The sequence below is a fragment of the Variovorax sp. FW305-3-2-15-B-LB1 genome (genome assembly GCF_058787635.1).
The window spans coordinates 13,322-34,617 of sequence record NZ_JBYSZY010000009.1 but is presented as its reverse complement, the minus strand read 5'-3'; the positions used below and the strand labels follow the sequence as shown (position 1 = coordinate 34,617).

Sequence of the window (21,296 nt, the reverse complement as noted above, 5' to 3'; positions counted from 1 at the left end):
TTTGGCTTACAGCTTGAGGGCCTACTTGAAACGCCTCACCGCCCCGCCGGCACCTCGAACACCAGGCACGTCGTCGTCGCATGCGCATACAGCGTGCCGTCCGCCCCGACCAGCCGCGCCTCGGCGGTCGCGAGCTGCTTGCCGCAGTGGATCACCTTGCCCTCGGCGCGCACGCGCTGCACCTTCGGCGTGAGGCCCTTGACGTAGTTCACGCTGAGTTCGGCCGTCGTGTACGCGCGACCGGGCGGCATCATGGTGTGGACCGAGCAGCCCAGCGCCGAGTCGAGCATCGTGGCGACCCAGCCGCCGTGGATGGTGCCCAGCGGGTTCAGGTGCTGCGGCAGCGGCGTGCCCTGGAAGATGGCGACGCCCTTGCTGACCGAGACGATGGTGAAGTCCAGCGTCTTGGCGATGGCGGCGTAGGGAATCTCGCCGTTGAGCATGGCCTGCATGACCTCCAGGCCGGTCTTGCCGGCGACCTGCTCGGGGCGCGCGAGCCCGGGGCCGGGGCCGTTCTCGAGGCGCTCGGCGATCTGCCGTTCTTCGGCGATCCATGCGTCGAGCAGATGGGAAGGGGTGTCGGTGAAAGCTTGCTGCGTCATGCCTGTGTTCCTGCTGGGGGCTTTGCGGGGTGGTGTTGATTGCATATGCAATAGTTGCACATACAATAATACCCCATGGACACACCCACCCAACCCCGCGGCTGCACCAGCTTCAAGACGCGCCAGCTGATGCGTCGCCTGACGCAGCACTACGACGCCGAGGTGTCGCGCAGCGGCCTCAAGACCACGCAGTACTCGCTGCTGTCGCACCTCAAGCGCCTGGGCCCGATGCGCCCGGTCGACCTGGCGGGCGAACTGAAGATGACCGCGTCCACGCTGAGCCGCAACCTGCAGCCGCTGATCACCGCGGGCTGGGTGGCGCAAGTGGCGGGCGCCGATGCGCGCAGCCGGCTGGTGTCGCTCACCGACGCCGGCGACGCCAAGTGGCGCGAAGCGCAGCAGCACTGGAAGACGGCGCAGCTCAAGCTCAATGCGCTGCTGGGCGTGGAGCGCGTGCTGGCGCTGCATGCGCTCATCGACGAATCGCTCGCGCTGCTGGGCACGGGCGAGCCGGTCGACGTGCAGGACTGACGCTTCCCACCCTCCCACAACGAACACGTTCCGCGTCTACGAAGCCGCGCGGCCGGATTCCCTGTCTCTTCGTTTCTCCCCCGACCCATTCCAACAGTTCCAGAGGTCCCATGTTCGCCACCCACGTCTCCGCATGGCTGCAGCGCCGCGGCATCCACTACGGCTGGATCGTCGCCGCCGTCACCTTCCTGACCATGCTCACCATGTCGGCCGCGCTCGGCCTGCCGGGCGCGATGATGAAGCCGCTCGGCGAGGAGTTCGGCTGGAGCACCGAGCAGATCTCGTCCGCGCTCGCGCTGCGCTTTGCGCTGTTCGGCCTCATGGGCCCGTTTGCCGCGGTGCTGATGGAGCGCTACGGCCTGCGCGCGGTGATGTGCGCCGGCCTCACGCTGGTCGGCCTGGGCATGGCGCTGGTCACCACGGCCTCGCAGCTGTGGCAACTCTTCGTGCTGTGGAGCCTGATGCTCGGCCTGGGCACCGGCATGACGGCGCTGGTGCTGGGCGCCGTGGTGGCCAACCGCTGGTTCGTCGCGCGGCGCGGCCTGGTCGTGGGCATGCTCACGGCCAGCGCGGCCACCGGCCAGCTGGCCTTCCTGCCGCTGGCGGCCTGGATGATCGAGCACTGGGGCTGGCGCTCGGCCATCGTGCCGATCGTGGTCGGCAGCGTGGTGATCGGGCTGCTCGCGCTGTGCCTGGTGCGCAACCGGCCGTCGGACATCGGCCTGCTGCCCTACGGTGAAGCGCCCGGCACGCAGCCGGCGCCGGCACCCGCCTTCACGATGAACTTCGCCACGCCGTTTCGCGTGCTGCGCGAGGTGGCGACCAACCGCACCTTCCTGATCCTGGCCGGCACCTTCTTCATCTGCGGCCTGAGCACCAACGGCCTGGTGCAGACGCACTTCATCTCGCTGTGCGGCGACTACGGCATGAGCGCCGTGCCCGCCGCCTCGGTGCTCGCGATGATGGGCGCCTTCGACTTCGTCGGCACCATCCTGTCGGGCTGGCTGTCCGACCGCTACGACAACCGCAAGCTGCTCTTCTGGTACTACGGCCTGCGCGGGCTGTCGCTGTTCTGGCTGCCGCATTCGGAGTTCACGATCTATGGCCTGGGCCTGTTCGCGATGTTCTACGGCCTCGACTGGATCGCCACCGTGCCGCCGACCGTCAAGCTCGCAGGCGCCGCCTTCGGTCCCGCGAAGGTCGGGCTGGTGTTCGGCTGGATCTTCGCGGCCCACCAGCTGGGCGCAGCCACCGCGGCCTACGGCGCGGGCTTTGCGCGCACGCTGCTGCTGACCTACACGCCGGCGCTGTACACGGCCGGCGCGGCCTGCCTGTTCGCGGCGCTGATCGTGATGGCGATCCGCCGTCCCGCCAAGACCGCCGCTGCACCGGCCGCGGCCACCACCAACGCCGCCGCGCGCGCCTGACCGTCGGAGACCCGCATGACCACCCCCCAACAAGCGAACGGCGACCTCGACCCGCGCACGCGCCGCCTGCTCGAGGCGCCCATCATCCCCACGCTGCTGCGGCTGGCCGCGCCCAATGTGCTCGTGATGCTGGCGCAGGCCTCCGTCGGGCTCATCGAGACCTACTTCGTCGGCAAGCTCGGCACCGACGCGCTGGCTGGCATGGCGCTGGTGTTCCCCATCGTCATGCTGATGCAGATGACTTCCAGCGGCGCGATGGGCGGCGGCATCGCCTCGTCGATCGCGCGTGCGCTGGGCGCGCGCCGCCGGGGCGACGCCGACGCGCTGGTGTGGCACGCGGTGGTCATCGCGATCGGCTTCGGCCTGTGCTTCACGCTCGCGCTGCTGCTGGGCGGGCGCTGGCTCTACGGCGTGATGGGCGGCACCGGCGCCGCGCTGGAAGCCGCGCTCACGTACTCGAACTGGGTGTTCGCGGGCGCGGTGCTGGTGTGGCTGTTCAACTCGCTGTCCGCCATCATCCGCGGCACCGGCAACATGGCGGTGCCGGCCAACGTGACGGTGGTGGGCGTGGTGTTCCTCATTCCGGCGTCGCCGCTGTTGATCTTCGGCATCGGGCCGTGGGGCGGCATGGGCATCGCGGGCGGGGCGCTGGCACTTCTGCTGTATTACCTGCTGGGCTCGCTCGCGCTCATCGCCTACCTGCGCTCGCCGCGCAGCCTGCTGCGGCCCACGCTGGCGGCGTTCCAGATGCGCTGGCCGCTGTTCCGCGACATCCTGCGCATCGGGCTGGTGGGCACGGTGTCGACGGTGGCGACCAACCTGTCGATCGGCATCGCCACCGCACTCACCGGCCACTTCGGCGCGGGCGCGCTGGCCGGCTATGGCACCGCGTCGCGGCTCGAGTACCTGCTGGTGCCGCTGGTGTTCGGCCTGGGTGCGCCGCTGGTCGCGATGGTCGGCACCTGCATGGGCGCGGGTCTGCGCGAGCGCGCGCTGCGTGCCACCTGGGCCGGCGCGGCGCTGGCCTTCGGCATGGCCGAGGTCATCGGGCTGGCCGCCGCGCTGTTCCCGCGTCCGTGGCTGATGCTGTTCGGCCACGACCCCGTGATGCTCGAGACCGGCGCACACTACCTGCGCGTGGTGGGGCCGCTGTACGGTTTCTTCGGCGTCGGGCTGGTGCTGTACTTCGCCTCGCAGGGCGCGGGCCGGCTGCTGTGGCCGGTGCTCGGCAACATCGCGCGGCTCGCCGTGGCGGGCACGGGCGGCTGCCTGGCGCTGCGCTGGGGCGGCGGGCTCACCGGCGTGTTCGCGGCGCAGGGCGTGGCGCTGGTGGTGTACGGCATCGTCATCGCCTCGGCCATCGCGGGCGGTGCGTGGTTCGGCCGCGTGGGCTGGCCGCGCACGACCCAGGGGCTGCTGCGCCGCGTGGCGCAGGCCTGAAGCGCTCTCGCTATCTCTTCATTAACGAAAGGCTCGTCATGCAGATCAAGGATTCCGTCGTCTTCATCACCGGTGCCAACCGGGGGCTCGGCCTGGCGTTCGCCAAGGCGGCACTCGCGGCCGGTGCGCGCAAGGTCTACGGGGCCGCGCGCGACCCCAAGAGCATCACGCTCGCGGGCGTCGTGCCCGTGGCGCTCGACGTGACGCAGCCCGCGCAGATCGAGGCCGCGGTGCGCGCCTGCGGCGACGTGACGCTGCTGGTCAACAACGCGGGAATTTCGCGCGGATCGAGCTTCCTGGGGTCGGCCGATGCGGTGGCCGCGGCACGCGCCGAGTTCGAGACCAACTTCTTCGGCCCCTGGGCGCTCACGCAGGCCTTTGCGCCGGTGCTCGCGTCGAACGGCGGCGGTGCGGTCCTCAACGTGCTGTCGGCCCTGGCCTGGACGACGTTCCCCGGCGTGGCGACCTACAGCGCCACCAAGTCGGCGGCCTGGTCGCTGAGCAACGGATTGCGCAACGAACTGGCGGGACAGGGCACGCAGGTCACGAGCCTGCACGTGGCGCTCATGGACACCGACATGGCGGCGCGCCTGCCCGGCCCCAAGACCTCTCCCGATGACGCCGCGCGCCAGGCGCTGGCGGGCGTGGAAGCGGGGCTGCCCGAGGTGCTGGCCGATGAGGTCACGCGCCAGCTCAAGCAGAGCCTGTCGACCGAGCGGCCCGCGTATGCGAGCCCGCCGGTCTGAAGTGCGTCAATAGCGGTAGGGGTTGTTCGGGCGACGGTCGTAGCGGTTGGGCACACCGTCGCCGTCGTTGTCCCGGCGGCCGTGGCGACGGCCTTCCCAGTCGCGGCGGCCGTGGTCGTAGTAACCGTGGCGACGCGGACCGTCGTAGTAGCCCGGGTGGTAGTGGCGCGGGGGCGGCGGCGGGGCGTAGTAGTGATGGCGCGGCGGCGGCGCGGGTGTCACGTACACCTGGGCCTGGATGAACGGGCCGCCGGCCTGGGCATGGGCCGGCGCGGTGAGGGCGGCCAGCGACAGCAGGGCGGCAGCACCGAAGGCGAATGTCAGCTTTTTCATGGCGACTCCTGGGGAGTGATTGCGATGCCTCATCGTCGCGCCATTATGTGAAGTTCTTGTAAGCCGGAAGCGAAATCGCATGAAGAGCTGTAAGCCGCTGCGCGCACACTTTTTCAGCGTTGCGGGGCCGGCAGCATGCGTCGCAGGGCTTCGAAGAACAGGTCGGACTGTTCCCGCTCGCCCTGGATCTGCGCCGCCACGTGCGCGGCCAGCTTGGCGTTGACGGGCACCAGCGGGCGCCCGGTCGATTGCGCGATCACCTGATGCAGGCAGGCGCGCTCCAGGTAGTACAGGTCGTCGTAGGCATGGGCGATGGTGCCGCCCGCCACGATCACACCGTGGTTCGCGAGAAAGGCCACGTCCTTGCCCGCCATGGCGCGCGCGATGCGTTCGCCCTCGGCGTCGTCCAGTGCCAGGCCGTTGTACTCGGCGTCGATGGCGATGCGGTTCATGTAGCGCATGGCGTTCTGGCTGGCCGTGGGGTCGAGCGCGCGGTCGACCGTGAGCGTCAGCGCCGTCGCGTAGGGCATGTGGCAATGCAGCACCACGGCGTGGCCCGTGAGGCGGTGCACCGCGCCGTGGATGAAGAGGGCGGTGGGCTCCACGCGGTGGCGGCCCGCGAGCACTTCGCCGTGCACGTCGATCAGCACGATGTCGTCGGGACCGATCTCGCTCCAGTGCAGCCCGCGCGGGTTGATGAGGTAGCGGTCCTGTGCGCCCGGCAGCAACACGCTGAAATGGTTGCACACACCTTCGGACAGCCCGTGGTGGGCCGCGGCGCGCAATGCGAGCGCGAGGTCTTCGCGCAACTGGCGCACGGCGGGGCTGGCGTATTCGGAATCGGCGGACATCGCGAGGGTCTCCTTCTTTCTTGTGGTGGATGGGTCTTGTCGGATCAGGCGCGGACCAGCCCGGCCCAGGCCGCCACGAAGCGCTGCGCGTCCTCGCGCACGGCGGCGGCGGTCTTGCCGGGCTTGTAGAGCGACGAGCCGATGCCGAAACCGGCCGCACCGGCTGCGCGCCACGCGCCCATGTTGTCCGGCGAAATGCCACCCACGGGCATCACGGGCGTGCCGGCCGGCAGCACCGCGAGCAGGGCCTTGACCACGGCGGGCGAGGCCAGTTCGGCCGGGAACAGCTTGAGGCCCGTGGCGCCGGCCGCGAGCGCGCCGAAGGCCTCGGTCGGCGTCATCACGCCGGGCAGGCAGGCCATGCCCAGGCGCGCGGCCTCGGCGATGACGTCGGCGTTGAAGTTGGGCGACACGATCAGCTCGCCGCCGGCCGCATGCACCTCGCGCACCTGCTTCGCGTCGAGCACGGTGCCCGCGCCGACCAGCGCGTTCGGAAAGCGCTGGCGCATCAGCGCGATGCTCTCCAGCGGCTGCGGCGAATTGAGCGGCACTTCGAGCAGCCGGAAGCCGGGCTCGACGATGGCGTCGCCCACGTCGGCGGCTTCGGCGGGCGAGAGGCCGCGCAGGATGGCCACGAGCGGCAGGGCCTGCATCGCGGCGTTGAATTTATCGAGGGGCGTGGTCATGGGGCGGGTGTCCGGTCGGTGTCGAGAAAGCCGGACAGCGTGTGCAGTCCGGCCCAGGTGGCTTCCGCGCCGAGCGTGCGCGTGGCGACGCCGGTGGCGCGCAGGGCCAGGGTGTAGCGTTGGGTGAGGGTGGAAGAGCCGATCAGCACGACCTCGCCGACGGCCTGTACCGATTGCGTGCGCAGCTCTTCGCCGATGAGCAGGCCCGACAGGTAGCTCGAGAGCTCTTCCTTGGGCATGCGCTCGAACAGCGCGAGCGTGCGCGTGCCGAAGGCGTTGTGCAGCAGGCCGTGGCCGTTCTCGGAGCGCGTCACGCCTTCGAGGAACGCGGCTTCGTCGAGCGGCGCGGCCGCATCGAGCGTGCGCCCCAGGATCGAGTGCTGGCTCAGCAGCGCGTAGAACTCGCCCGTCATGTAGGTGCGAAAGCCCGCGACGCGGCCTTTCTTGACCGTGGCCCATTTGTTGTGGGTGCCGGGCAGGACGAAGACGCCGTCGTCCAGGCCGGTGATCGTCATGGCGCCGAGGATCTGCACCTCTTCGCCGCGCATCACATCGGGCACGCCGGCGTGTTCGTCGCTGAGGCCGGGCACGATGGCGATGCGCGCGCCGGGGATGGCGTCTGTGGCGATGATGCTGCGGCCTACTTCGACGCGGCCCGCGGGGCAGGGGCAGTAGGGCGCTTCGACCCAGCCCTGCTTGCTGCCGGCCATGCCGGAGATCAGGCAGCGCGTGTCTTCCAGGCGCATCCAGTCGCCGAACAGCGACTCGAACACGGCAGGGAAGCCGCCTTCGGGCACGGTGAGGATGCCGCGGGCGTCGCTGCGTTCTTCGATGACCTGTCCGCTCGGGTCGAGCAATGCACCGCGTAGCGAGCTTGTGCCCCAGTCGATGGCGATGAGTCTTGTCATGTCTGTCGTCTTTGAGAGGTTGTTCGGGGCGCGTGCCCAGGCCACCGGGTACTTCCCTCCGCGAATGTCCTCCGGCCTGCGGCCTCCCCCTTGATTTCGCTGCGGGAAGCACCCAGTGCCCTGTGCACGAGGGCACGCTCTGCGTTTGCAGCCGATCAACGACTGCTGTGAACCCGCTCACGTCGATGGGGTGCCTTGCGCCGCGAAATCAAGGAGGAGCCCGAAGGGCGGGGGACATTCGCGGAGCAAGGTACCCCGTCGGCGGGAGCGCGCCCTGGATCTCTCCAAATCAGTGATTGTCTCGCGGCACAAAAGCCCCACGGCGACCACGCAGAAAGGCCAGGTCCGCTCCCTGGTCGGCCTGCAGCACCGTGTCCACGTACAGCTTCCAGTACCCCGAATCGAGTGGGGCCTTGGGCGCGACCCACTTCGCGCGGCGCTTCGCCAGTTCCTCGTCGCTCACGTGCAGGTGCAGCTTGCGGTTCGGCACGTCGAGCTCGACGATGTCGCCGTCCTGCACCAACGCCAGCGGGCCGCCCGCAGCCGCCTCGGGCGCGGTGTGCAGAACGACGGTGCCGTAGGCCGTGCCGCTCATGCGTGCGTCGCTGATGCGGACCATGTCCGTGATGCCCTTGCGCAGCACCTTCGGCGGCAGCGGCATGTTGCCGGCCTCGGCCATGCCGGGGTAGCCCTTGGGGCCGCAGTTCTTGAGCACCATGATGCAGTGCTCGTCGATGTCCAGGTTCTCGTCGTCGATGCGCTTGTGCAGGTCGTCGGCGCTTTCGAAAACCACCGCGCGGCCCTTGTGCACCAGCAGCTCGGGCGTGGCCGCGCTGGGCTTGATAATGGCGCCGTTGGGCGCGAGGTTGCCGCGCAGCACGCAGATGCCGGCCTTGTCCTTGAAGGGCTCGGCCTGGGTGCGGATGACCTGCGGGTTGTAGTTCTCGGCATCCTTCACGTTCTCCCACACGCTCTGGCCGGTGACGGTGAGGATGTCCTTGTGCAGGTGGTCGGCGATTTCCTTGATGACCACGGGCAGGCCGCCCGCGTAGCAGAAGTCTTCCATCAGGAACTGGCCCGAGGGCTGCAGGTTCACGAGGCAGGGCAGGTCGGCGGCGAGGCGGTCGAAGTCGTCGAGCGTGAGCTCGACGCCCATGCGCCCCGCAATGGCCAGCAGGTGGATCACGAAGTTGGTCGAGCCGCCGATGGCCGCGTTGACCTTGATTGCGTTCTCGATCGCTTCGCGCGTGAGGATCTTCGACATGTTCAGGTCTTCATGCACCATGTCGACGATGCGCCGGCCCGCTTGCCGTGCGAGCACGTTGCGCCGGCCGTCGACGGCAGGGTAGGCCGCGTTGCCCGGCAGGCCGATGCCCAGCGACTCGACCATGCTGGCCATGGTGCTGGCCGTGCCCATCGTCATGCAGTGGCCGTGGCTGCGGTGCATGCAGCTCTCGGCCTCGAAGAAGTCCTGCAGCTTGAGCGTGCCGGCGCGCACCTGCTCGCTCATCTGCCACACACCGGTGCCCGAGCCCAGCTCCTGGCCGCGCCATTTGCCTGAGAGCATCGGGCCGCCCGACACGCCGATGGTCGGCAGGTCGACGCTGGCCGCGCCCATCATCAGCGCGGGCGTGGTCTTGTCGCAGCCCATGAGCAGCACCACGCCATCGAGCGGGTTGCCGCGGATGCTTTCTTCGACGTCCATGCTCGCGAGGTTGCGGTACAGCATGGCGGTGGGGCGCAGGAGCGTCTCGCCCAGCGACATCACCGGGAACTCGAGCGGGAAGCCGCCCGCCTCGTACACGCCGATCTTCACCTGCTCGGCGAGCGTGCGGAAGTGCGAGTTGCAGGGCGTGAGTTCGCTGAAGGTGTTGCAGATGCCGATGACCGGGCGACCGTCGAACTGGTCGTGCGGCACGCCCTTGCCCTTCATCCAGCTGCGGTAGATGAAACCGTCGCGGTCGTGGCGTCCGAACCACTGCTGGCTGCGCAGTTCGCTGGCGGGCTTTTTCTTCGGGGCGTTGCTCATGGGATGTGTCTCTTCGTCGTTGATGCTTTGCGGAAATCCTCAGGGTTTTTCCTGCGGGACGACCGTTTCAATCATCATATGATAAGCGTGACGAGCTGTCGCGCATTCAGGGTTTTCGAGTGGCCGGCACAGGCAGATCCGCCTGAATCCGGCCCCGATACGGGCAGGCAAACAGGCACCGGACACCACCAGAACCACACACCCACAGGCAGGCATGATCAAGAACGTTCACGGCAACACGGTCGACCGCATCGGCAGCGACATCGTCGCGGGCCGCTATGCGCCCGGCGCGTCGATTCCGCCGGAGCCGCTCTTGTGCGAAGAGCTCGGCGTGAGCCGGACCGTGGTGCGCGAATCGATCAAGTCGCTGATCGCCAAGGGCCTGGTGACCAGCGGCCCGAAGGTGGGCACGCGCGTGCAGCCGCCCGACCAGTGGAACTGGTTCGACGCCGACGTCATCGTGTGGCAGACGCAGGCGGGCCTGTCGGCCGAGTTCCTGCGCGACCTGCAGGACCTGCGCCGCGTGGTCGAGCCCGCCGCGGTGGCGCTGGCCGCCCAGCGCGCCACCGCCGAAGACATCGCCGACATGGAAGACGCCTACGCGGGCATGAAGCGCGCCATCGAGTTCGGCGGCGACTACATCACGCCCGACCTGCGCTTTCACCAGGGCCTCATCCGCTCCAGTCACAACCGCATGCTGGTGCAGATGAGCCGTGCACTGGGCGCGCTGCTGCGCACCAGCTTCGAGATTTCGACCACCCGCAAGAACGGGCCCGCGAGTTCGCTGCCGCTGCACCGCGCGGTGCTCGACGCCGTCATCGCACGCGATCCGGCCGCCGCCGAGAAAGCCGTGCTGGTGCTCATCGACGGCGCGCGCCACGACATCGAGACGGTGCTGGCCTCGCGCAAGAAGATTCCGCGCATCAGCCGCCCGGCGACGCAGCTGAAGGCCTTCCCGCTCTAGACGCGGCGGCCGCGCAGACATCCCATAACAACACTGGAAAGTCAGGAGACGCAGATGCTGATGCAAAGGGCTATCGACGGATTTTTTCGCCTGCTGGAGTTCCTCGTCGTCGTGTGCATGGTGGCGATGGTCGTCATGGTGTTCGGCAACGTGGTGCTGCGCTACGGTTTCAATTCGGGCATTTCGGTGTCGGACGAGATGTCGCGCTACTGCTTCATCTGGCTCACCTACATCGGCGCCATGGTGGCCATGCGCGACGGCGCGCACCTGGGTGTCGACACGCTCATCAAGCACCTGCCGCTCATGGGCAAGAAGGTCTGCTTCTTCCTGAGCCAGTCGCTCATGCTGTTCTGCAACGTGCTCTTCTTCATGGGCACCTACGAGATGCACGAGCTGCAGGTGACCAACATCTCGCCCGTGGTCGGCATCTCGATGATCTGGGTCTACGGCATCGGCTACGTGGTGTCGGTGGTGATGGCCCTCTTCAACATCGACAAGCTCTGGCGATTGTTCCGGGGCCGGGTGCCCGACCAGGAGCTGATCCAGATCATGGAATCCGAAGAACAGGTGCTCGACGCCGCCGCACACGGGAAGGTGGCGCAATGACTGTCACGATCTTCATCGTCTCCCTGCTCGGCGCCATGGCACTGGGCATTCCGATCTCGTATTCGTTGCTGGTGTGCGGCGTCTCGCTGATGGGCTGGCTGGCCTACACCGGCGGCCTGCCGGCCTTCGACAGCCAGATCATTGCGCAGCGCTTTGTCGACGGTGCCGACAACTTCCCGCTGCTGGCCGTGCCGTTCTTCCTGCTGGCCGGCGAGTTCATGAATGCGGGCGGGCTCAGCCGGCGCATCGTGAACCTGGCGATGGCCTGGGTCGGCCACTACCGCGGCGGCATGGGCTATGTGGCGGTGCTGGCCGCGATCATCATGGCCTCGCTGTCGGGCTCGGCCGTGGCCGACACGGCCGCGCTCGCCGCGCTCCTCATCCCGATGATGAAGGCCGCCGGCTACCAGATGAACCGCTCGGCCGGCCTCATTGCCGCGGGCGGCATCATCGCGCCGGTGATCCCGCCGTCGATCGGGCTCATTGTGTTCGGCGTGGCGGGCAACGTGTCGATCACCAAGCTGTTCCTCGCGGGCATCGTGCCCGGCATCCTGATGGGGCTCGCAGTGGGCGTGGCCTGGTGGATCGTGGCCCGGAAGGACAACGTGAAGTCCTCGCCGCGCGTGCCCTGGGGCGAGCGGCTGAAGGTCACGGCGCAGGGCAGCCTGGCGCTCGCGCTGCCGATCATCATCATCGGCGGCATGAAGTTCGGCGTCTTCACGCCGACCGAAGCCGCCGTGGTCGCGGCCGTCTATTCGCTCGTGGTGGGCCTCTTCATCTATGGCGAACTCAAGGTCAAAGACCTGTACCGCCTCACGCTCGCGGCGGGCAAGACCACCGCGGTCGTGATGTTCCTCGTGGCCGCCGCGATGGTGAGCGCCTGGCTCATCACGGTGGCCAACATCCCGACCGAGGTGGTGTCGCTGCTGGAGCCCTTCCTGGACAACAAGACGCTGCTGATGTTCGTGATGATGGTGCTGATCGTCATCGTGGGCACCGCGCTCGACTTCACGCCTACCGTGCTCATCCTCACGCCGGTGCTGATGCCCGTGGTGCTCAAGGCCGGCATCGACCCGGTGTACTTCGGCGTGCTGTTCATCATGAACAACGCCATCGGCCTGATCACGCCGCCCGTGGGCACGGTGCTCAACGTGGTGAGCGGCGTGGCGCGCATCTCGATGGACGATGCCTTCAAGGGCGTGATGCCCTTCTTCATCGCCCACCTGGTGGTGCTGTTCACGCTGGTGTTTTTCCCGCAGCTCGTGACCGTTCCGCTGCAGTGGTGGATGGGGCGCTAGTTCTTCTTTTTTCCTGTCAGTCAGTTCGTTCAACCAACCCCTCGAATCGAAGGAGACAAGCATGTTGTTTCGCAGAACCCTGATGACCGCCGCCCTCGTGGCCGGCGGCCTGCTGGCGTCGACTGGCGCCCTCGCGCAATTTGCCGAACGCACGATCAAGTTCACCAACGGCGTGAACGAAGACCACCCCGTGGGCGTGGGCGTGAAGAAGATGCAGGAGGTGCTGGCGGCCAAGACCGGCGGCAAGATGAAGATCACGGCCTTCTGGGGCGGCGCCGCGGGCGGCGACCTGCCGGCCACGCAGGCGCTGCGGGCCGGCACGCAGGAAATGGTGTGCACCTCGAGCTCGCCGCTGGTGGGCATCGTGAAGGAACTCGGTGCCTTCGACCTGCCGTTCCTGTTCGCCAACGAGAAGGAAGCCGACGCGGTGCTCGACGGCCCCGCGGGCGAGTACTTCAACAAGAAGCTCGAAGCCGCCGGTCTCGTGAACCTGGCCTACTGGGAGAACGGCTTCCGCAACCTCACCAACAGCAAGAAGCCCGTGGCCAAGGCCGAGGACTTCGAAGGCGTGAAGCTGCGCGTGATGCAGAACAACATCTTCCTCGATTCGTTCAAGACCCTGGGCGCCAACGCCGTGCCCATGGCCTTCGGCGAGGTGTTCACCGCGCTCGAAACCCGCACCATCGACGGCCAGGAGAACCCCTTCGTGACCATCGAGACCTCCAAGTTCAGCGAGGTCCAGAAGTACCTGAGCGTGACGCGCCACGCCTACACGCCCTTCCTCATCCTCTACAGCAAGAAGCTCTGGGACCAGCTCAACCCGCAGGAGCAGGCGGTGCTGCGCGAGGCCGCGAAGGAAGGCCAGAAGGTCCAGCGCGAAGCCAACCGCGCGCTCAACGAGAAGTCGCTCGCCAGCCTGCGCAAGACCATGACGGTGAACGAAGTCTCGGCGGCCGAACAGAAGCGCATGTTGGAGAAGGTCAAGCCCGTGTACGACAAGAACGTGCCCAACATCGGCACGGAAGCCGTGGGCGTGGTCACCGACGCGCTGAAGAAGGCGCGCGGGGGCTGACCGAGGCTTTCGGCCATGCGCTGAATGTGTGCAAGAGCCGCGCGGCACCCGCCGCTGCGGCTTTTTCTTTTTGCGGAATCCTTGTCATGAAAATCACGCAGCTCGAAACCATCCGCCTGGGCGAGTTTCCCAACATCCTGTGGGTGCGCCTGCACACCGACGAGGGCCTGGTCGGCCTCGGCGAGACCTTCATGGGAGCCGAAGCGGTCGAGGCCTACCTGCACGAGTGGGCGGCGCTGAAACTGCTGGGCACCGACCCGCTGCAGATCGAAGCGCGCAACCGCGACATCACGGGCTACCTCGGCTGGCGCGGGTCGGGCGTGGAAACGCGCGGCAACTCGGCCGTCGACATCGCGCTGTGGGACCTGTTCGGCAAGGCCGCCAACATGCCGGTGCACACGGCGCTGGGCGGCAAGAGCCGCGATGCGATCCGCATCTACAACACCTGCGCGGGCTACCAGTACATCCGCAGCGCCACCAACCAGACCAGCTCGAACTGGGGCCTGGCCAACAACAACGGGCCGTACGAAGACCTGCAGGGCTTCCTGCACCACGCCGACGAACTGGCCGAATCGCTGCTGTCCGAAGGCATCACGGCCATGAAGATCTGGCCCTTCGATCCGGCGGCGGAGAAGAGCCACGGGCAGTACATCAGCAACGCCGATCTTGACACCGCGCTCGAGCCCTTCCGCAAGATCCGCCAGGCGGTGGGCGGCAAGATGGACATCATGGTCGAGTTCCACAGCCTGTGGCGGCTGCCGATGGCGCAGAAGATCGCGCGCGCGCTGCAGGAGTTCGACACCTTCTGGCACGAAGACGCCATCCGCATGGACAGCCTCGACCTGCTCAAGCAGTACGCGAAGGACTGCCAGGCGCTCGTCTGCGCCAGCGAAACGCTGAGCTACAAGTGGGGCTTCAAGGACTACCTGCAGACCGGCGTGGCCGGGGTCGCGATGCTCGACCTGAGCTGGTGCGGCGGCCTCACCGAGGCGCGCAAGATCGCCGCCATGGCCGACGCCTGGCAACTGCCCGTGGCACCGCACGACTGCACGGGGCCGGTGGTCTGGGCCGCGTCCACGCACCTGAGCCTGCACGCGCCCAACGCGCTCATCCAGGAGAGCGTGCGCGCCTTCTTCACCGGCTGGTACAAGGAGCTCGTCACCGAGTTGCCGAAGGTCGAGAACGGCATGATCAGCCTCAACGACAAGCCCGGCCTCGGCTTGGAGCTGCTGCCCGACCTGCACAAGCGCGCCGACGCGATCGTGCGGGTGTCGAAGGCGGCGTAGCGCCGTTCGTCAGCGGTTGTCGTCGGTGCGCAGCCGCAGCAGGGCGCGCACGAAGCCGTGGTCCGAGCGCGAGCGGTCGCGGCCTTCGTGCAGGTGGTCGTTGAAGTAGTCGACGCGGCGCACGTCGCCCAGGCTGTGGCGGCTGGCGGCGACGAACTCCTCGCTCACCAGGATCTGGTCGAGCACATCCGGGAAGCCCTGGTGGATGTGCGAATAGGCCACGTCCTTCTTCAGCGCCGACTCGCCTTGCATCTCGTAGGCGTTGAACAGCGCCACGTCGCGCGCGGCCTTGTCGTAGGCCACTTCGGAGGTCGCGGCCACCAGTTGCGTGGTCACGCTGTGCGGGTTGTCGTTGAAGTCGCCCATCACCACCAGCGGCACGTTGGTGCCCTGCAGCAGGTCGATCACGATGCAGCGCAGGGCCGCGGCCTCGGCGCCGCGCATCAGCAAGGAGCGCAGCGAGGCCATCGCGCCGATCTTGCGGTCGTCGCGGTCTTCGAGGGAGTTGCCTTGCGCGTCCTGCAGGAACTTGGGGCGCTTGGACTTCAGGTGCACCGTCAGCACATGCACCTGCTGGCCGTGCTTCATGCGCACGGTGACCAGCAGGGGCGGGCGCTCGAAGCGCGTGTGCGGGCCGATGCCCGGCACCTCGACGCCGAAGCCCGAGGGGAAATCGACGAAGGACTGCACGCTGTCCACCTGCAGCCGCGTGACGATGCCGACGCGCGGCGTGCCCTGTGCGCCCGGCCGCCCGGGCGTGCCCGGCGGGCTCGCGGGCGGCGGCGAGTTCTCGGCGCCCGGCACCGAGACGAAGTCGTAGCGCAGCCCGCTGCGCCCGATGGCGGCCTTCAGCGCGGCCTCGTCCCACACCTCCTGCACCGCGAGCACGTCGGCATTGAGCGCGTGGATGCGCTCGCCGATCCAGTCGATCTTGCGTTCGTATTCGCGCTCGTTGTAGGCGTCCTGGTTCTCGTAGTACACGCGGTTGGGGTTCGCGAGGTTGAGCAGGTTGCAGGTGGCGACGAAGAGCGTGGCGTAGTTGGGCGGGATGTATGGCATGGAAACGCGATTGTGTCCCGGGTTAGGATTTCAAGCTGAGGTGCGCCCGCCATGTCGTCCATGTCATTCGATGGCGAGGCTGGCCGCAAGAAATAACAACGAAACCAGGGAGCCGCCCAGCGCGGAATGCATGAAGCTCATCCATATCACCACCTGCGCTGTGGCGGCGCTGCTCGTTGCGGGCTGCGCATCCAGGAGCCATCCCTCGATGTCCTTCGGCGGCAGCCTTGTCGAACACAGCCTGCTGCGCGTCGAGGACCATGTGTCCTTTGCCCTGGAAGATGGGCCCGAGACGCGCAACTTCACGGTCGCGTGCAATGCGCCGCAGGCGTGGTTGCTCTACTCCGACCTGCGCACGGGCCGCAGCTATCCAGTGACCGGCCGGCGGTATGGCGTGCGCAAGGAACTGGACGAGCGCCAGGCGTTGGCTCTGAAAGCGCAGCCGGCGGTCGAACGCGCATGCCGCGCGACCCCGCCCGATTGGCGCGAGGTGCAACGCGGCGCAGACGGCACATTCACGCTCATCGACATCGCAAGCATCGAGCCCTCCGAGGGTGCCTTGCTCTTCTGGGGCGCGTTCGACTATTCGCGCATGGACTTCGACCTGCCTTACCGGGCACCCTTTGGCCAGAAGCGCGAGCGCTTCAGGCTCGCGTGCCCATCGCAGTCCTATGCCCAGGTGAGCGGCTTCGACATCGATGAGCGCGGCCGCGTCACGGACGGTCGGGTTGAAGGCGACAGGGCGAAGTCGTACACGGTCGGCGGCGACACGAATGCGGACTACAAGGCGCTCTTCAAGGCGGCCTGTGGCGGTGCTTCGGCAGGGCAGGCGTTGCCTGCCTTCACTTCTCGCGCCAAGGCGCTGCCCGATCCCGCAGGCCTGACACCGCCGAATCCGGCGGTGATTCAGGCCGTTTCCCAGCTGGGGCTTCCGCTGGCGCCCAAGCGCCTGAAGCGTGTCGTGCTCGAAGGCACCTGGACCCGCGACGGGAAGACGACGCCGACCCGCAGCGAACTCCAGATTGCGCCGGATGCGACAGCTTCCATGTTCCGAACCCGGACGAAGACCGGCACAGGCCCCGCGGACGGCACGCGGTCGCAGACCGCTTCATTCCTGGGCCTGGTCGACTTGAGCAGCTTCGTCAACTTTCTTCCCGGCTCCGACACGATCAGCCAGGCCATGACCGAGCTCACGTTGACGGGCGACTGGCAACGCATGGCCGTGGGCTCGGAGTTGCGCTACGAGACGAAGAAACTGAGCTTGTTCAGCATGATCGGCGGAGTGACCTACGACTACACAACGGTCTGCAAAGTCGCCGGCGTCAGTGCGGCCGCCGAACTTCATCCCGATCTGAGCGGCGACGCCAGGCGCCTGGAGTGCCGGATGCAGCCCGACTCGCTCGGTCGGACCGACACCTATGTCTATCTGACCGACTACGGCTACGCCGTACAGGTTCGAGAGGTCGCGGCCAAGCCGCCTTCCGAAGGCATCAAGAAGATCACAGCGGTCGAACAATGAGCGCCGTCATGACACATCGGCGCGCGCTGCTGCGCAGCCTGCGCTGACGCGCCGACAAAAGAAAAGGGCACCGAAGTGCCCTTGCTCATTTCTGGGGCAGGTGTTCCTGCCCGCAGCGCTCAGCGACCGAACGAACGGCCACCGCCGCCGCCGGAGCGGCCACCACCGCCACCGCCGTAGCCACCACCGCCACCCGAGCGGCCACCGCCACCCGAACGGTTGCCGCCGTAGCCACCACCACCGCCGCCGCCCGGGCGACCGCCGCGACCGCGACCACCCATGTGGTCGACGCTCGTGCGCAACGGATCCGGCTGGCCGGCTGCACCGCCGCCTGCGACGGCTTCAGCGCGCAGGTGCGCGACCTGGTTGGCCTGCGTCGGGCTGTGGCTGTTGCCGTGATGGCGCGGTTGGCGCTCTTCGTGCGGTGCGTGGTGATGCGGCTGCTGCGGTGCGCGCGGCTGGCCTTGCTGCGGGCCGCGGCCCTGTGCCGGACGGGCTGCGCCCTGGCCGCGCGGGCCCTGGCCCTGGCCTTGGCCGCCACCGTTGGCATTGCGGCCTTGACCGCCGCCGCCCTGGCCGCCACCACGGCGTTGACCGCCGCCATTGCCGCCGCCACCGCCGTTGCCGCCACCCTGGCCGGCCTTGTTCTCGCGGATGCGCGACATCATTTCGGTGCGGGCGGCCTTGGCGGCTGCCTGCATGACTTCGCGGCTCGGCGGACGGCCGGCGCCGCCCCAGATCGTCTGGCGACCCATGGCGATCGGCTCGGCGCGTTCGCCTTCTTCAGGACCGAAGCCCTCGACCTTCTGCACCGGGATCGTCTGCTTCGTGAAGCGTTCGATCTCCTGCATGAAGCCTTCTTCGTCCAGGCACACGAAGCTCACGGCCTCGCCGCTCGAACCGGCGCGGCCGGTGCGGCCGATGCGGTGCACGTAGTCTTCGCTGACGTTCGGGATCTCGTAGTTCACGACGTGCGGCAGCTCGTCGATGTCGATGCCGCGCGCGGCGATGTCGGTGGCCACCAGGGCGCGGATGTCGCCGCTCTTGAAGCCGGCCAGCGCCTGCGTGCGGGCGCTCTGGCTCTTGTTGCCGTGCAGCGCCATCGCCTCGATGCCGTTCTTGGTGAGGAATTCGGCCACGCTGTTGGCGCCGAACTTGGTACGCGTGAACACGAGCACCTGGCTCCACTTGTTCTCGTTGATGATGTGCGCGAGCAGCGCCTTCTTCTTGCCGCGGCCCACGGGGTGGATCACCTGCGTGATGCGCTGCACCGTGGTGTTGCGCGGCGTGACCTGGATGCTCTGCGGGTTCTTGAGCAGCGAGCCGGCGAGGTCGCGGATCTCGTCGCTGAAGGTGGCCGAGAACAGCAGGCTCTGCTTTTCCTTGGGCACCAGGGCCAGGATCTTCTTCACGTCGTGGATGAAGCCCATGTCCAGCATGCGGTCGGCTTCGTCCAGGATCAGCATCTGGACCTGGCTGAGGTCGAGCATGCCCTGCTGTTGCAGGTCGAGCAGGCGGCCGGGGGTGGCCACGAGGATGTCGACGCCCTTCTTGAGCTTGCTGATCTGCGGGTTCATGCCCACGCCGCCGAAGATCACGGTGGAGTCGAGCTGCAGGTACTTGCCGTACGTACGCACCGACTCTTCGACCTGGGCCGCGAGTTCGCGCGTGGGAGTCAGCACGAGGGCACGGATGCCGATGCCGCCGAACTTGTTGGTGGCGCTGCGGCTCATGGTGAGCTTGTGCAGCATCGGCAGGGTGAAGGCCGCGGTCTTGCCGGTGCCGGTCTGGGCGCCGCCCAGCAGGTCGTGGCCGTCGAGGACCACGGGAATGGCTTGCGCCTGGATGGGGGTGGGGGTGTCGTAGCCGTGCTCGTGCACAGCCTTCAAGATGGCGGGAGCCAGCTTCAGTTCGTCAAAATTCATTGTGGAAACAACAAGCGCCATACACGGCGCAGTGGCATCGGCCCGCCAGGCGTCGTTTTGGGGTGACGCCGAGCCAGTCAAGGCAGATGAAGGTCAGGGGTGGGAGCCGGAAGACCCGCGGTGATTTGGGGTTTTCTTCGTCCCCGGCAGAGAGCCGGTTTGCGGGCAACTGGACCCGGCAACGAGGACTATTGTCGCATGAGTCGATAATCATGGGTTCGCCGCGCCCGGATCACTGTCCGGACGACCGTGCTTTTACGCAAATCCCAAGCTACCCAAGGTAATCATTCACAGATGGCTCAATACGTCTATTCGATGAACCGCGTCAGCAAGACCGTGCCGCCCAAGCGGCAGCTCTTGAAGGACATTTCGCTCTCTTTCTTCCCCGGCGCCAAGATCGGCGTGCTCGGCCTGAACGGCTCGGGCAAGTCCACGCTGCTCAAGATCATGGCGGGTGTGGACAAGGAATTCGAGGGCGAGGCCCTGCCCATGCCGGGGATGACGATCGGCTATCTGGAGCAGGAACCCAAGCTCAACGCCGAGCACACGGTGCGTGAATCGGTCGAGGAGTCCATGGGCGCGGTGTTCGCGGCCAAGGCCCGCCTCGAAGAGGTGTACATCGCCTACGGTGCCGAAGACGCCGACTTCGACGCGCTGGCGGCCGAACAGGCCCAGCTCGAAGCCATCATCGCCACCGCCGGCACCGATTCCGAGCACCAGCTCGAAATTGCCGCCGACGCGCTGCGCCTGCCGCCGTGGGACGCCAAGATCGGCCTGCTGTCGGGTGGTGAAAAGCGCCGCGTGGCGCTGTGCCGCCTGCTGCTGTCCAAGCCCGACATGCTGCTGCTCGACGAACCGACCAACCACCTGGACGCCGAATCGGTCGAGTGGCTCGAAGTGTTCCTGCAGCGTTTCACGGGCACCGTGGTGGCTATCACCCACGATCGCTACTTCCTGGACAACGCCGCCGAGTGGATCCTGGAAATGGACCGCGGTCGCGGCATTCCCTGGAAGGGCAACTACAGCACCTGGCTCGAGCAGAAGGGTGAACGCCTGGCGCAGGAGCAAAAGAGCGAAGAAGCCCACGCCAAGGCCCTGAAGAAGGAACTCGAGTGGTCGCGCCAGAACCCGAAGGCACGCCAGGCCAAGAGCAAATCGCGCCTGGCCCGCTTCGAAGAGCTGAGCGACATGGAATACCAGAAGCGCAACGAAACGCAGGAAATCTTCATTCCTGTGGCGGAGCGACTGGGCCAGCAGGTGTTCGAGTTCCACGGCGTCAGCAAGTCCTTCGGCGACCGCATGCTGATCGACAACCTGAGCTTCACCGTGCCGCCGGGCGCGATCGTCGGCATCATCGGCCCGAACGGCGCCGGCAAGTCGACGCTGTTCAAGCTGCTCGCGGGCAAGGAAAAGCCGGACACGGGCGAGGTCGTCATCGGCCAGACCGTGAAGATGGCCTTCGTCGACCAGCACCGCGACGAACTGGCGTCCGACAAGACCGTGTGGGAAGACATCTCGAACGGCCTGGACATCATCAACGTCGGCAAGTTCCAGATGGCCAGCCGCGCGTACGCGGGCCGCTTCAACTTCAACGGCGCCGACCAGCAGAAGAAGGTCGGCACGCTGTCGGGCGGTGAGCGCGGCCGCCTGCACCTGGCCAAGACGCTGATCGCGGGCGGCAACGTGCTGCTGCTGGACGAACCGTCGAACGACCTGGACGTGGAAACCCTGCGCGCCCTGGAAGACGCGCTGCTCGAGTTCGCCGGCACCGTGATGGTCATCAGCCACGACCGCTGGTTCCTCGACCGCATCGCCACGCACATCCTCGCGGCCGAAGGCGACAGCCAGTGGACCTTCTTCGACGGCAACTACCAGGAGTACGAAGCCGACAAGAAGAAGCGCCTGGGCGAAGAAGGCGCCAAGCCGAAGCGCATGCGCTACAAGGCACTCAAGTAAGACAGGACGCAGGCGGCTTCGGCCGCTTCGACGACCAGAGCGCGCGGTTCCGCAAGGG

At 67.5% G+C, this 21,296-nt stretch carries 19 protein-coding genes; 11 read left to right on the top strand and 8 right to left on the bottom strand.

Annotated elements, in window-relative coordinates:
- Positions 1-35: 35 nt before the first annotated feature.
- Entirely contained in the window at positions 36-602 is a 567-nt protein-coding gene (locus AC3WQR_RS08055; RefSeq protein ID WP_307696067.1) for a PaaI family thioesterase, read from the bottom strand.
- 75 nt (positions 603-677) lie between these two features.
- On the opposite strand from AC3WQR_RS08055, the gene AC3WQR_RS08050 reads away from it, so the two are divergent.
- From AC3WQR_RS08050 to AC3WQR_RS08035, 4 genes are all read left to right on the top strand, one after another.
- Complete coding sequence (locus tag AC3WQR_RS08050) at positions 678-1,133, top strand: MarR family winged helix-turn-helix transcriptional regulator (RefSeq protein ID WP_070062480.1); 456 nt, start codon at positions 678-680, stop codon at positions 1,131-1,133.
- Positions 1,134-1,243: 110 nt separating this feature from the next.
- Positions 1,244-2,560 carry an MFS transporter gene (locus AC3WQR_RS08045; protein WP_492741680.1) on the top strand — a complete coding sequence of 439 codons (1,317 nt, stop codon included), beginning with the start codon at positions 1,244-1,246 and terminating at the stop codon, positions 2,558-2,560.
- 15 nt (positions 2,561-2,575) lie between these two features.
- Positions 2,576-4,000 carry an MATE family efflux transporter gene (locus tag AC3WQR_RS08040; protein WP_492741679.1) on the top strand — a complete coding sequence of 475 codons (1,425 nt, stop codon included), beginning with the start codon at positions 2,576-2,578 and terminating at the stop codon, positions 3,998-4,000.
- A gap of 38 nt (positions 4,001-4,038) precedes the next feature.
- The gene (locus tag AC3WQR_RS08035; protein WP_369629651.1) at positions 4,039-4,746 is read left to right on the top strand and encodes an SDR family oxidoreductase; all 708 of its coding nucleotides are present in this window, start codon (positions 4,039-4,041) and stop codon (positions 4,744-4,746) included.
- A 6-nt stretch (positions 4,747-4,752) separates the two neighbouring features.
- On the opposite strand, the gene AC3WQR_RS08030 is transcribed toward AC3WQR_RS08035, so the two are convergent.
- The 5 genes from AC3WQR_RS08030 to AC3WQR_RS08010 all read right to left on the bottom strand — a co-directional run bounded on the left by AC3WQR_RS08030 (position 4,753) and on the right by AC3WQR_RS08010 (position 9,553).
- The gene (locus AC3WQR_RS08030) at positions 4,753-5,079 is read right to left on the bottom strand and encodes a hypothetical protein (protein WP_095746254.1); all 327 of its coding nucleotides are present in this window, start codon (positions 5,077-5,079) and stop codon (positions 4,753-4,755) included.
- Positions 5,080-5,192: 113 nt separating this feature from the next.
- Positions 5,193-5,930: an aldolase gene (locus AC3WQR_RS08025; protein ID WP_095746253.1), complete on the bottom strand. Its 738-nt coding sequence runs from the start codon at positions 5,928-5,930 to the stop codon at positions 5,193-5,195.
- 44 nt (positions 5,931-5,974) lie between these two features.
- Positions 5,975-6,616 (bottom strand): 2-dehydro-3-deoxy-6-phosphogalactonate aldolase, encoded by a 642-nt coding sequence (locus AC3WQR_RS08020; RefSeq protein ID WP_492741678.1) that lies wholly within the window; start codon positions 6,614-6,616, stop codon positions 5,975-5,977.
- Positions 6,613-7,524: a 2-dehydro-3-deoxygalactonokinase gene (locus AC3WQR_RS08015; RefSeq protein ID WP_492741677.1), complete on the bottom strand. Its 912-nt coding sequence runs from the start codon at positions 7,522-7,524 to the stop codon at positions 6,613-6,615. The genes AC3WQR_RS08020 and AC3WQR_RS08015 overlap by 4 nt, the downstream gene beginning before the upstream one ends.
- 289 nt (positions 7,525-7,813) lie before the next feature.
- Positions 7,814-9,553, bottom strand: a complete 1,740-nt coding sequence (locus AC3WQR_RS08010; RefSeq protein WP_095949005.1) for an IlvD/Edd family dehydratase — start codon at positions 9,551-9,553, stop codon at positions 7,814-7,816.
- Between the two features lie 214 nt (positions 9,554-9,767).
- Here AC3WQR_RS08010 and AC3WQR_RS08005 point away from each other — a divergent pair, with 214 nt between their 5' ends.
- The 5 genes from AC3WQR_RS08005 to AC3WQR_RS07985 all read left to right on the top strand — a co-directional run bounded on the left by AC3WQR_RS08005 (position 9,768) and on the right by AC3WQR_RS07985 (position 14,779).
- Positions 9,768-10,517 (top strand): FadR/GntR family transcriptional regulator, encoded by a 750-nt coding sequence (locus AC3WQR_RS08005; protein WP_062476018.1) that lies wholly within the window; start codon positions 9,768-9,770, stop codon positions 10,515-10,517.
- A 54-nt stretch (positions 10,518-10,571) separates the two neighbouring features.
- A complete protein-coding gene (locus tag AC3WQR_RS08000; protein WP_223301408.1) occupies positions 10,572-11,123 on the top strand; it encodes a TRAP transporter small permease in 552 nt (183 codons plus the stop codon).
- Positions 11,120-12,421, top strand: coding sequence for a TRAP transporter large permease (locus AC3WQR_RS07995; RefSeq protein WP_070062487.1), 1,302 nt, complete (start codon positions 11,120-11,122; stop codon positions 12,419-12,421). The genes AC3WQR_RS08000 and AC3WQR_RS07995 overlap by 4 nt, the downstream gene beginning before the upstream one ends.
- A 61-nt stretch (positions 12,422-12,482) precedes the next feature.
- A complete protein-coding gene (locus AC3WQR_RS07990; protein WP_062476013.1) occupies positions 12,483-13,493 on the top strand; it encodes a TRAP transporter substrate-binding protein in 1,011 nt (336 codons plus the stop codon).
- 86 nt (positions 13,494-13,579) lie between these two features.
- The gene (locus AC3WQR_RS07985) at positions 13,580-14,779 is read left to right on the top strand and encodes a mandelate racemase/muconate lactonizing enzyme family protein (protein WP_062476010.1); all 1,200 of its coding nucleotides are present in this window, start codon (positions 13,580-13,582) and stop codon (positions 14,777-14,779) included.
- Positions 14,780-14,788: 9 nt separating this feature from the next.
- Here the strand turns inward: AC3WQR_RS07985 and AC3WQR_RS07980 are convergent, their stop codons facing one another.
- Positions 14,789-15,838 carry an endonuclease/exonuclease/phosphatase family protein gene (locus AC3WQR_RS07980; RefSeq protein WP_492741676.1) on the bottom strand — a complete coding sequence of 350 codons (1,050 nt, stop codon included), beginning with the start codon at positions 15,836-15,838 and terminating at the stop codon, positions 14,789-14,791.
- A 130-nt stretch (positions 15,839-15,968) separates the two neighbouring features.
- Between AC3WQR_RS07980 and AC3WQR_RS07975 the strand changes: the two genes are divergently transcribed.
- Complete coding sequence (locus tag AC3WQR_RS07975) at positions 15,969-17,357, top strand: hypothetical protein (RefSeq protein ID WP_492741675.1); 1,389 nt, start codon at positions 15,969-15,971, stop codon at positions 17,355-17,357.
- A gap of 119 nt (positions 17,358-17,476) precedes the next feature.
- On the opposite strand, the gene AC3WQR_RS07970 is transcribed toward AC3WQR_RS07975, so the two are convergent.
- A complete protein-coding gene (locus AC3WQR_RS07970; RefSeq protein ID WP_492741674.1) occupies positions 17,477-19,282 on the bottom strand; it encodes a DEAD/DEAH box helicase in 1,806 nt (601 codons plus the stop codon).
- A gap of 294 nt (positions 19,283-19,576) precedes the next feature.
- Here AC3WQR_RS07970 and ettA point away from each other — a divergent pair, with 294 nt between their 5' ends.
- Positions 19,577-21,238, top strand: a complete 1,662-nt coding sequence (gene ettA, locus AC3WQR_RS07965; RefSeq protein WP_062475998.1) for an energy-dependent translational throttle protein EttA — start codon at positions 19,577-19,579, stop codon at positions 21,236-21,238.
- The last annotated feature ends 58 nt before the right edge of the window (positions 21,239-21,296 follow it).

Excerpts from the sequence above, each read along its gene's own strand:
- AC3WQR_RS08055 (WP_307696067.1), bottom strand. The coding sequence starts at position 602 with ATGACGCAGCAAGCTTTCACCGACACCCCTTCCCATCTGCTCGACGCA.
- AC3WQR_RS08050 (WP_070062480.1), top strand. The coding sequence starts at position 678 with ATGGACACACCCACCCAACCCCGCGGCTGCACCAGCTTCAAGACGCGC.
- AC3WQR_RS08045 (WP_492741680.1), top strand. The coding sequence starts at position 1,244 with ATGTTCGCCACCCACGTCTCCGCATGGCTGCAGCGCCGCGGCATCCAC.
- AC3WQR_RS08040 (WP_492741679.1), top strand. The coding sequence starts at position 2,576 with ATGACCACCCCCCAACAAGCGAACGGCGACCTCGACCCGCGCACGCGC.
- AC3WQR_RS08035 (WP_369629651.1), top strand. The coding sequence starts at position 4,039 with ATGCAGATCAAGGATTCCGTCGTCTTCATCACCGGTGCCAACCGGGGG.
- AC3WQR_RS08030 (WP_095746254.1), bottom strand. The coding sequence starts at position 5,079 with ATGAAAAAGCTGACATTCGCCTTCGGTGCTGCCGCCCTGCTGTCGCTG.
- AC3WQR_RS08025 (WP_095746253.1), bottom strand. The coding sequence starts at position 5,930 with ATGTCCGCCGATTCCGAATACGCCAGCCCCGCCGTGCGCCAGTTGCGC.
- AC3WQR_RS08020 (WP_492741678.1), bottom strand. The coding sequence starts at position 6,616 with ATGACCACGCCCCTCGATAAATTCAACGCCGCGATGCAGGCCCTGCCG.
- AC3WQR_RS08015 (WP_492741677.1), bottom strand. The coding sequence starts at position 7,524 with ATGACAAGACTCATCGCCATCGACTGGGGCACAAGCTCGCTACGCGGT.
- AC3WQR_RS08010 (WP_095949005.1), bottom strand. The coding sequence starts at position 9,553 with ATGAGCAACGCCCCGAAGAAAAAGCCCGCCAGCGAACTGCGCAGCCAG.
- AC3WQR_RS08005 (WP_062476018.1), top strand. The coding sequence starts at position 9,768 with ATGATCAAGAACGTTCACGGCAACACGGTCGACCGCATCGGCAGCGAC.
- AC3WQR_RS08000 (WP_223301408.1), top strand. The coding sequence starts at position 10,572 with ATGCTGATGCAAAGGGCTATCGACGGATTTTTTCGCCTGCTGGAGTTC.
- AC3WQR_RS07995 (WP_070062487.1), top strand. The coding sequence starts at position 11,120 with ATGACTGTCACGATCTTCATCGTCTCCCTGCTCGGCGCCATGGCACTG.
- AC3WQR_RS07990 (WP_062476013.1), top strand. The coding sequence starts at position 12,483 with ATGTTGTTTCGCAGAACCCTGATGACCGCCGCCCTCGTGGCCGGCGGC.
- AC3WQR_RS07985 (WP_062476010.1), top strand. The coding sequence starts at position 13,580 with ATGAAAATCACGCAGCTCGAAACCATCCGCCTGGGCGAGTTTCCCAAC.
- AC3WQR_RS07980 (WP_492741676.1), bottom strand. The coding sequence starts at position 15,838 with ATGCCATACATCCCGCCCAACTACGCCACGCTCTTCGTCGCCACCTGC.
- AC3WQR_RS07975 (WP_492741675.1), top strand. The coding sequence starts at position 15,969 with ATGAAGCTCATCCATATCACCACCTGCGCTGTGGCGGCGCTGCTCGTT.
- AC3WQR_RS07970 (WP_492741674.1), bottom strand. The coding sequence starts at position 19,282 with ATGAATTTTGACGAACTGAAGCTGGCTCCCGCCATCTTGAAGGCTGTG.
- ettA (WP_062475998.1), top strand. The coding sequence starts at position 19,577 with ATGGCTCAATACGTCTATTCGATGAACCGCGTCAGCAAGACCGTGCCG.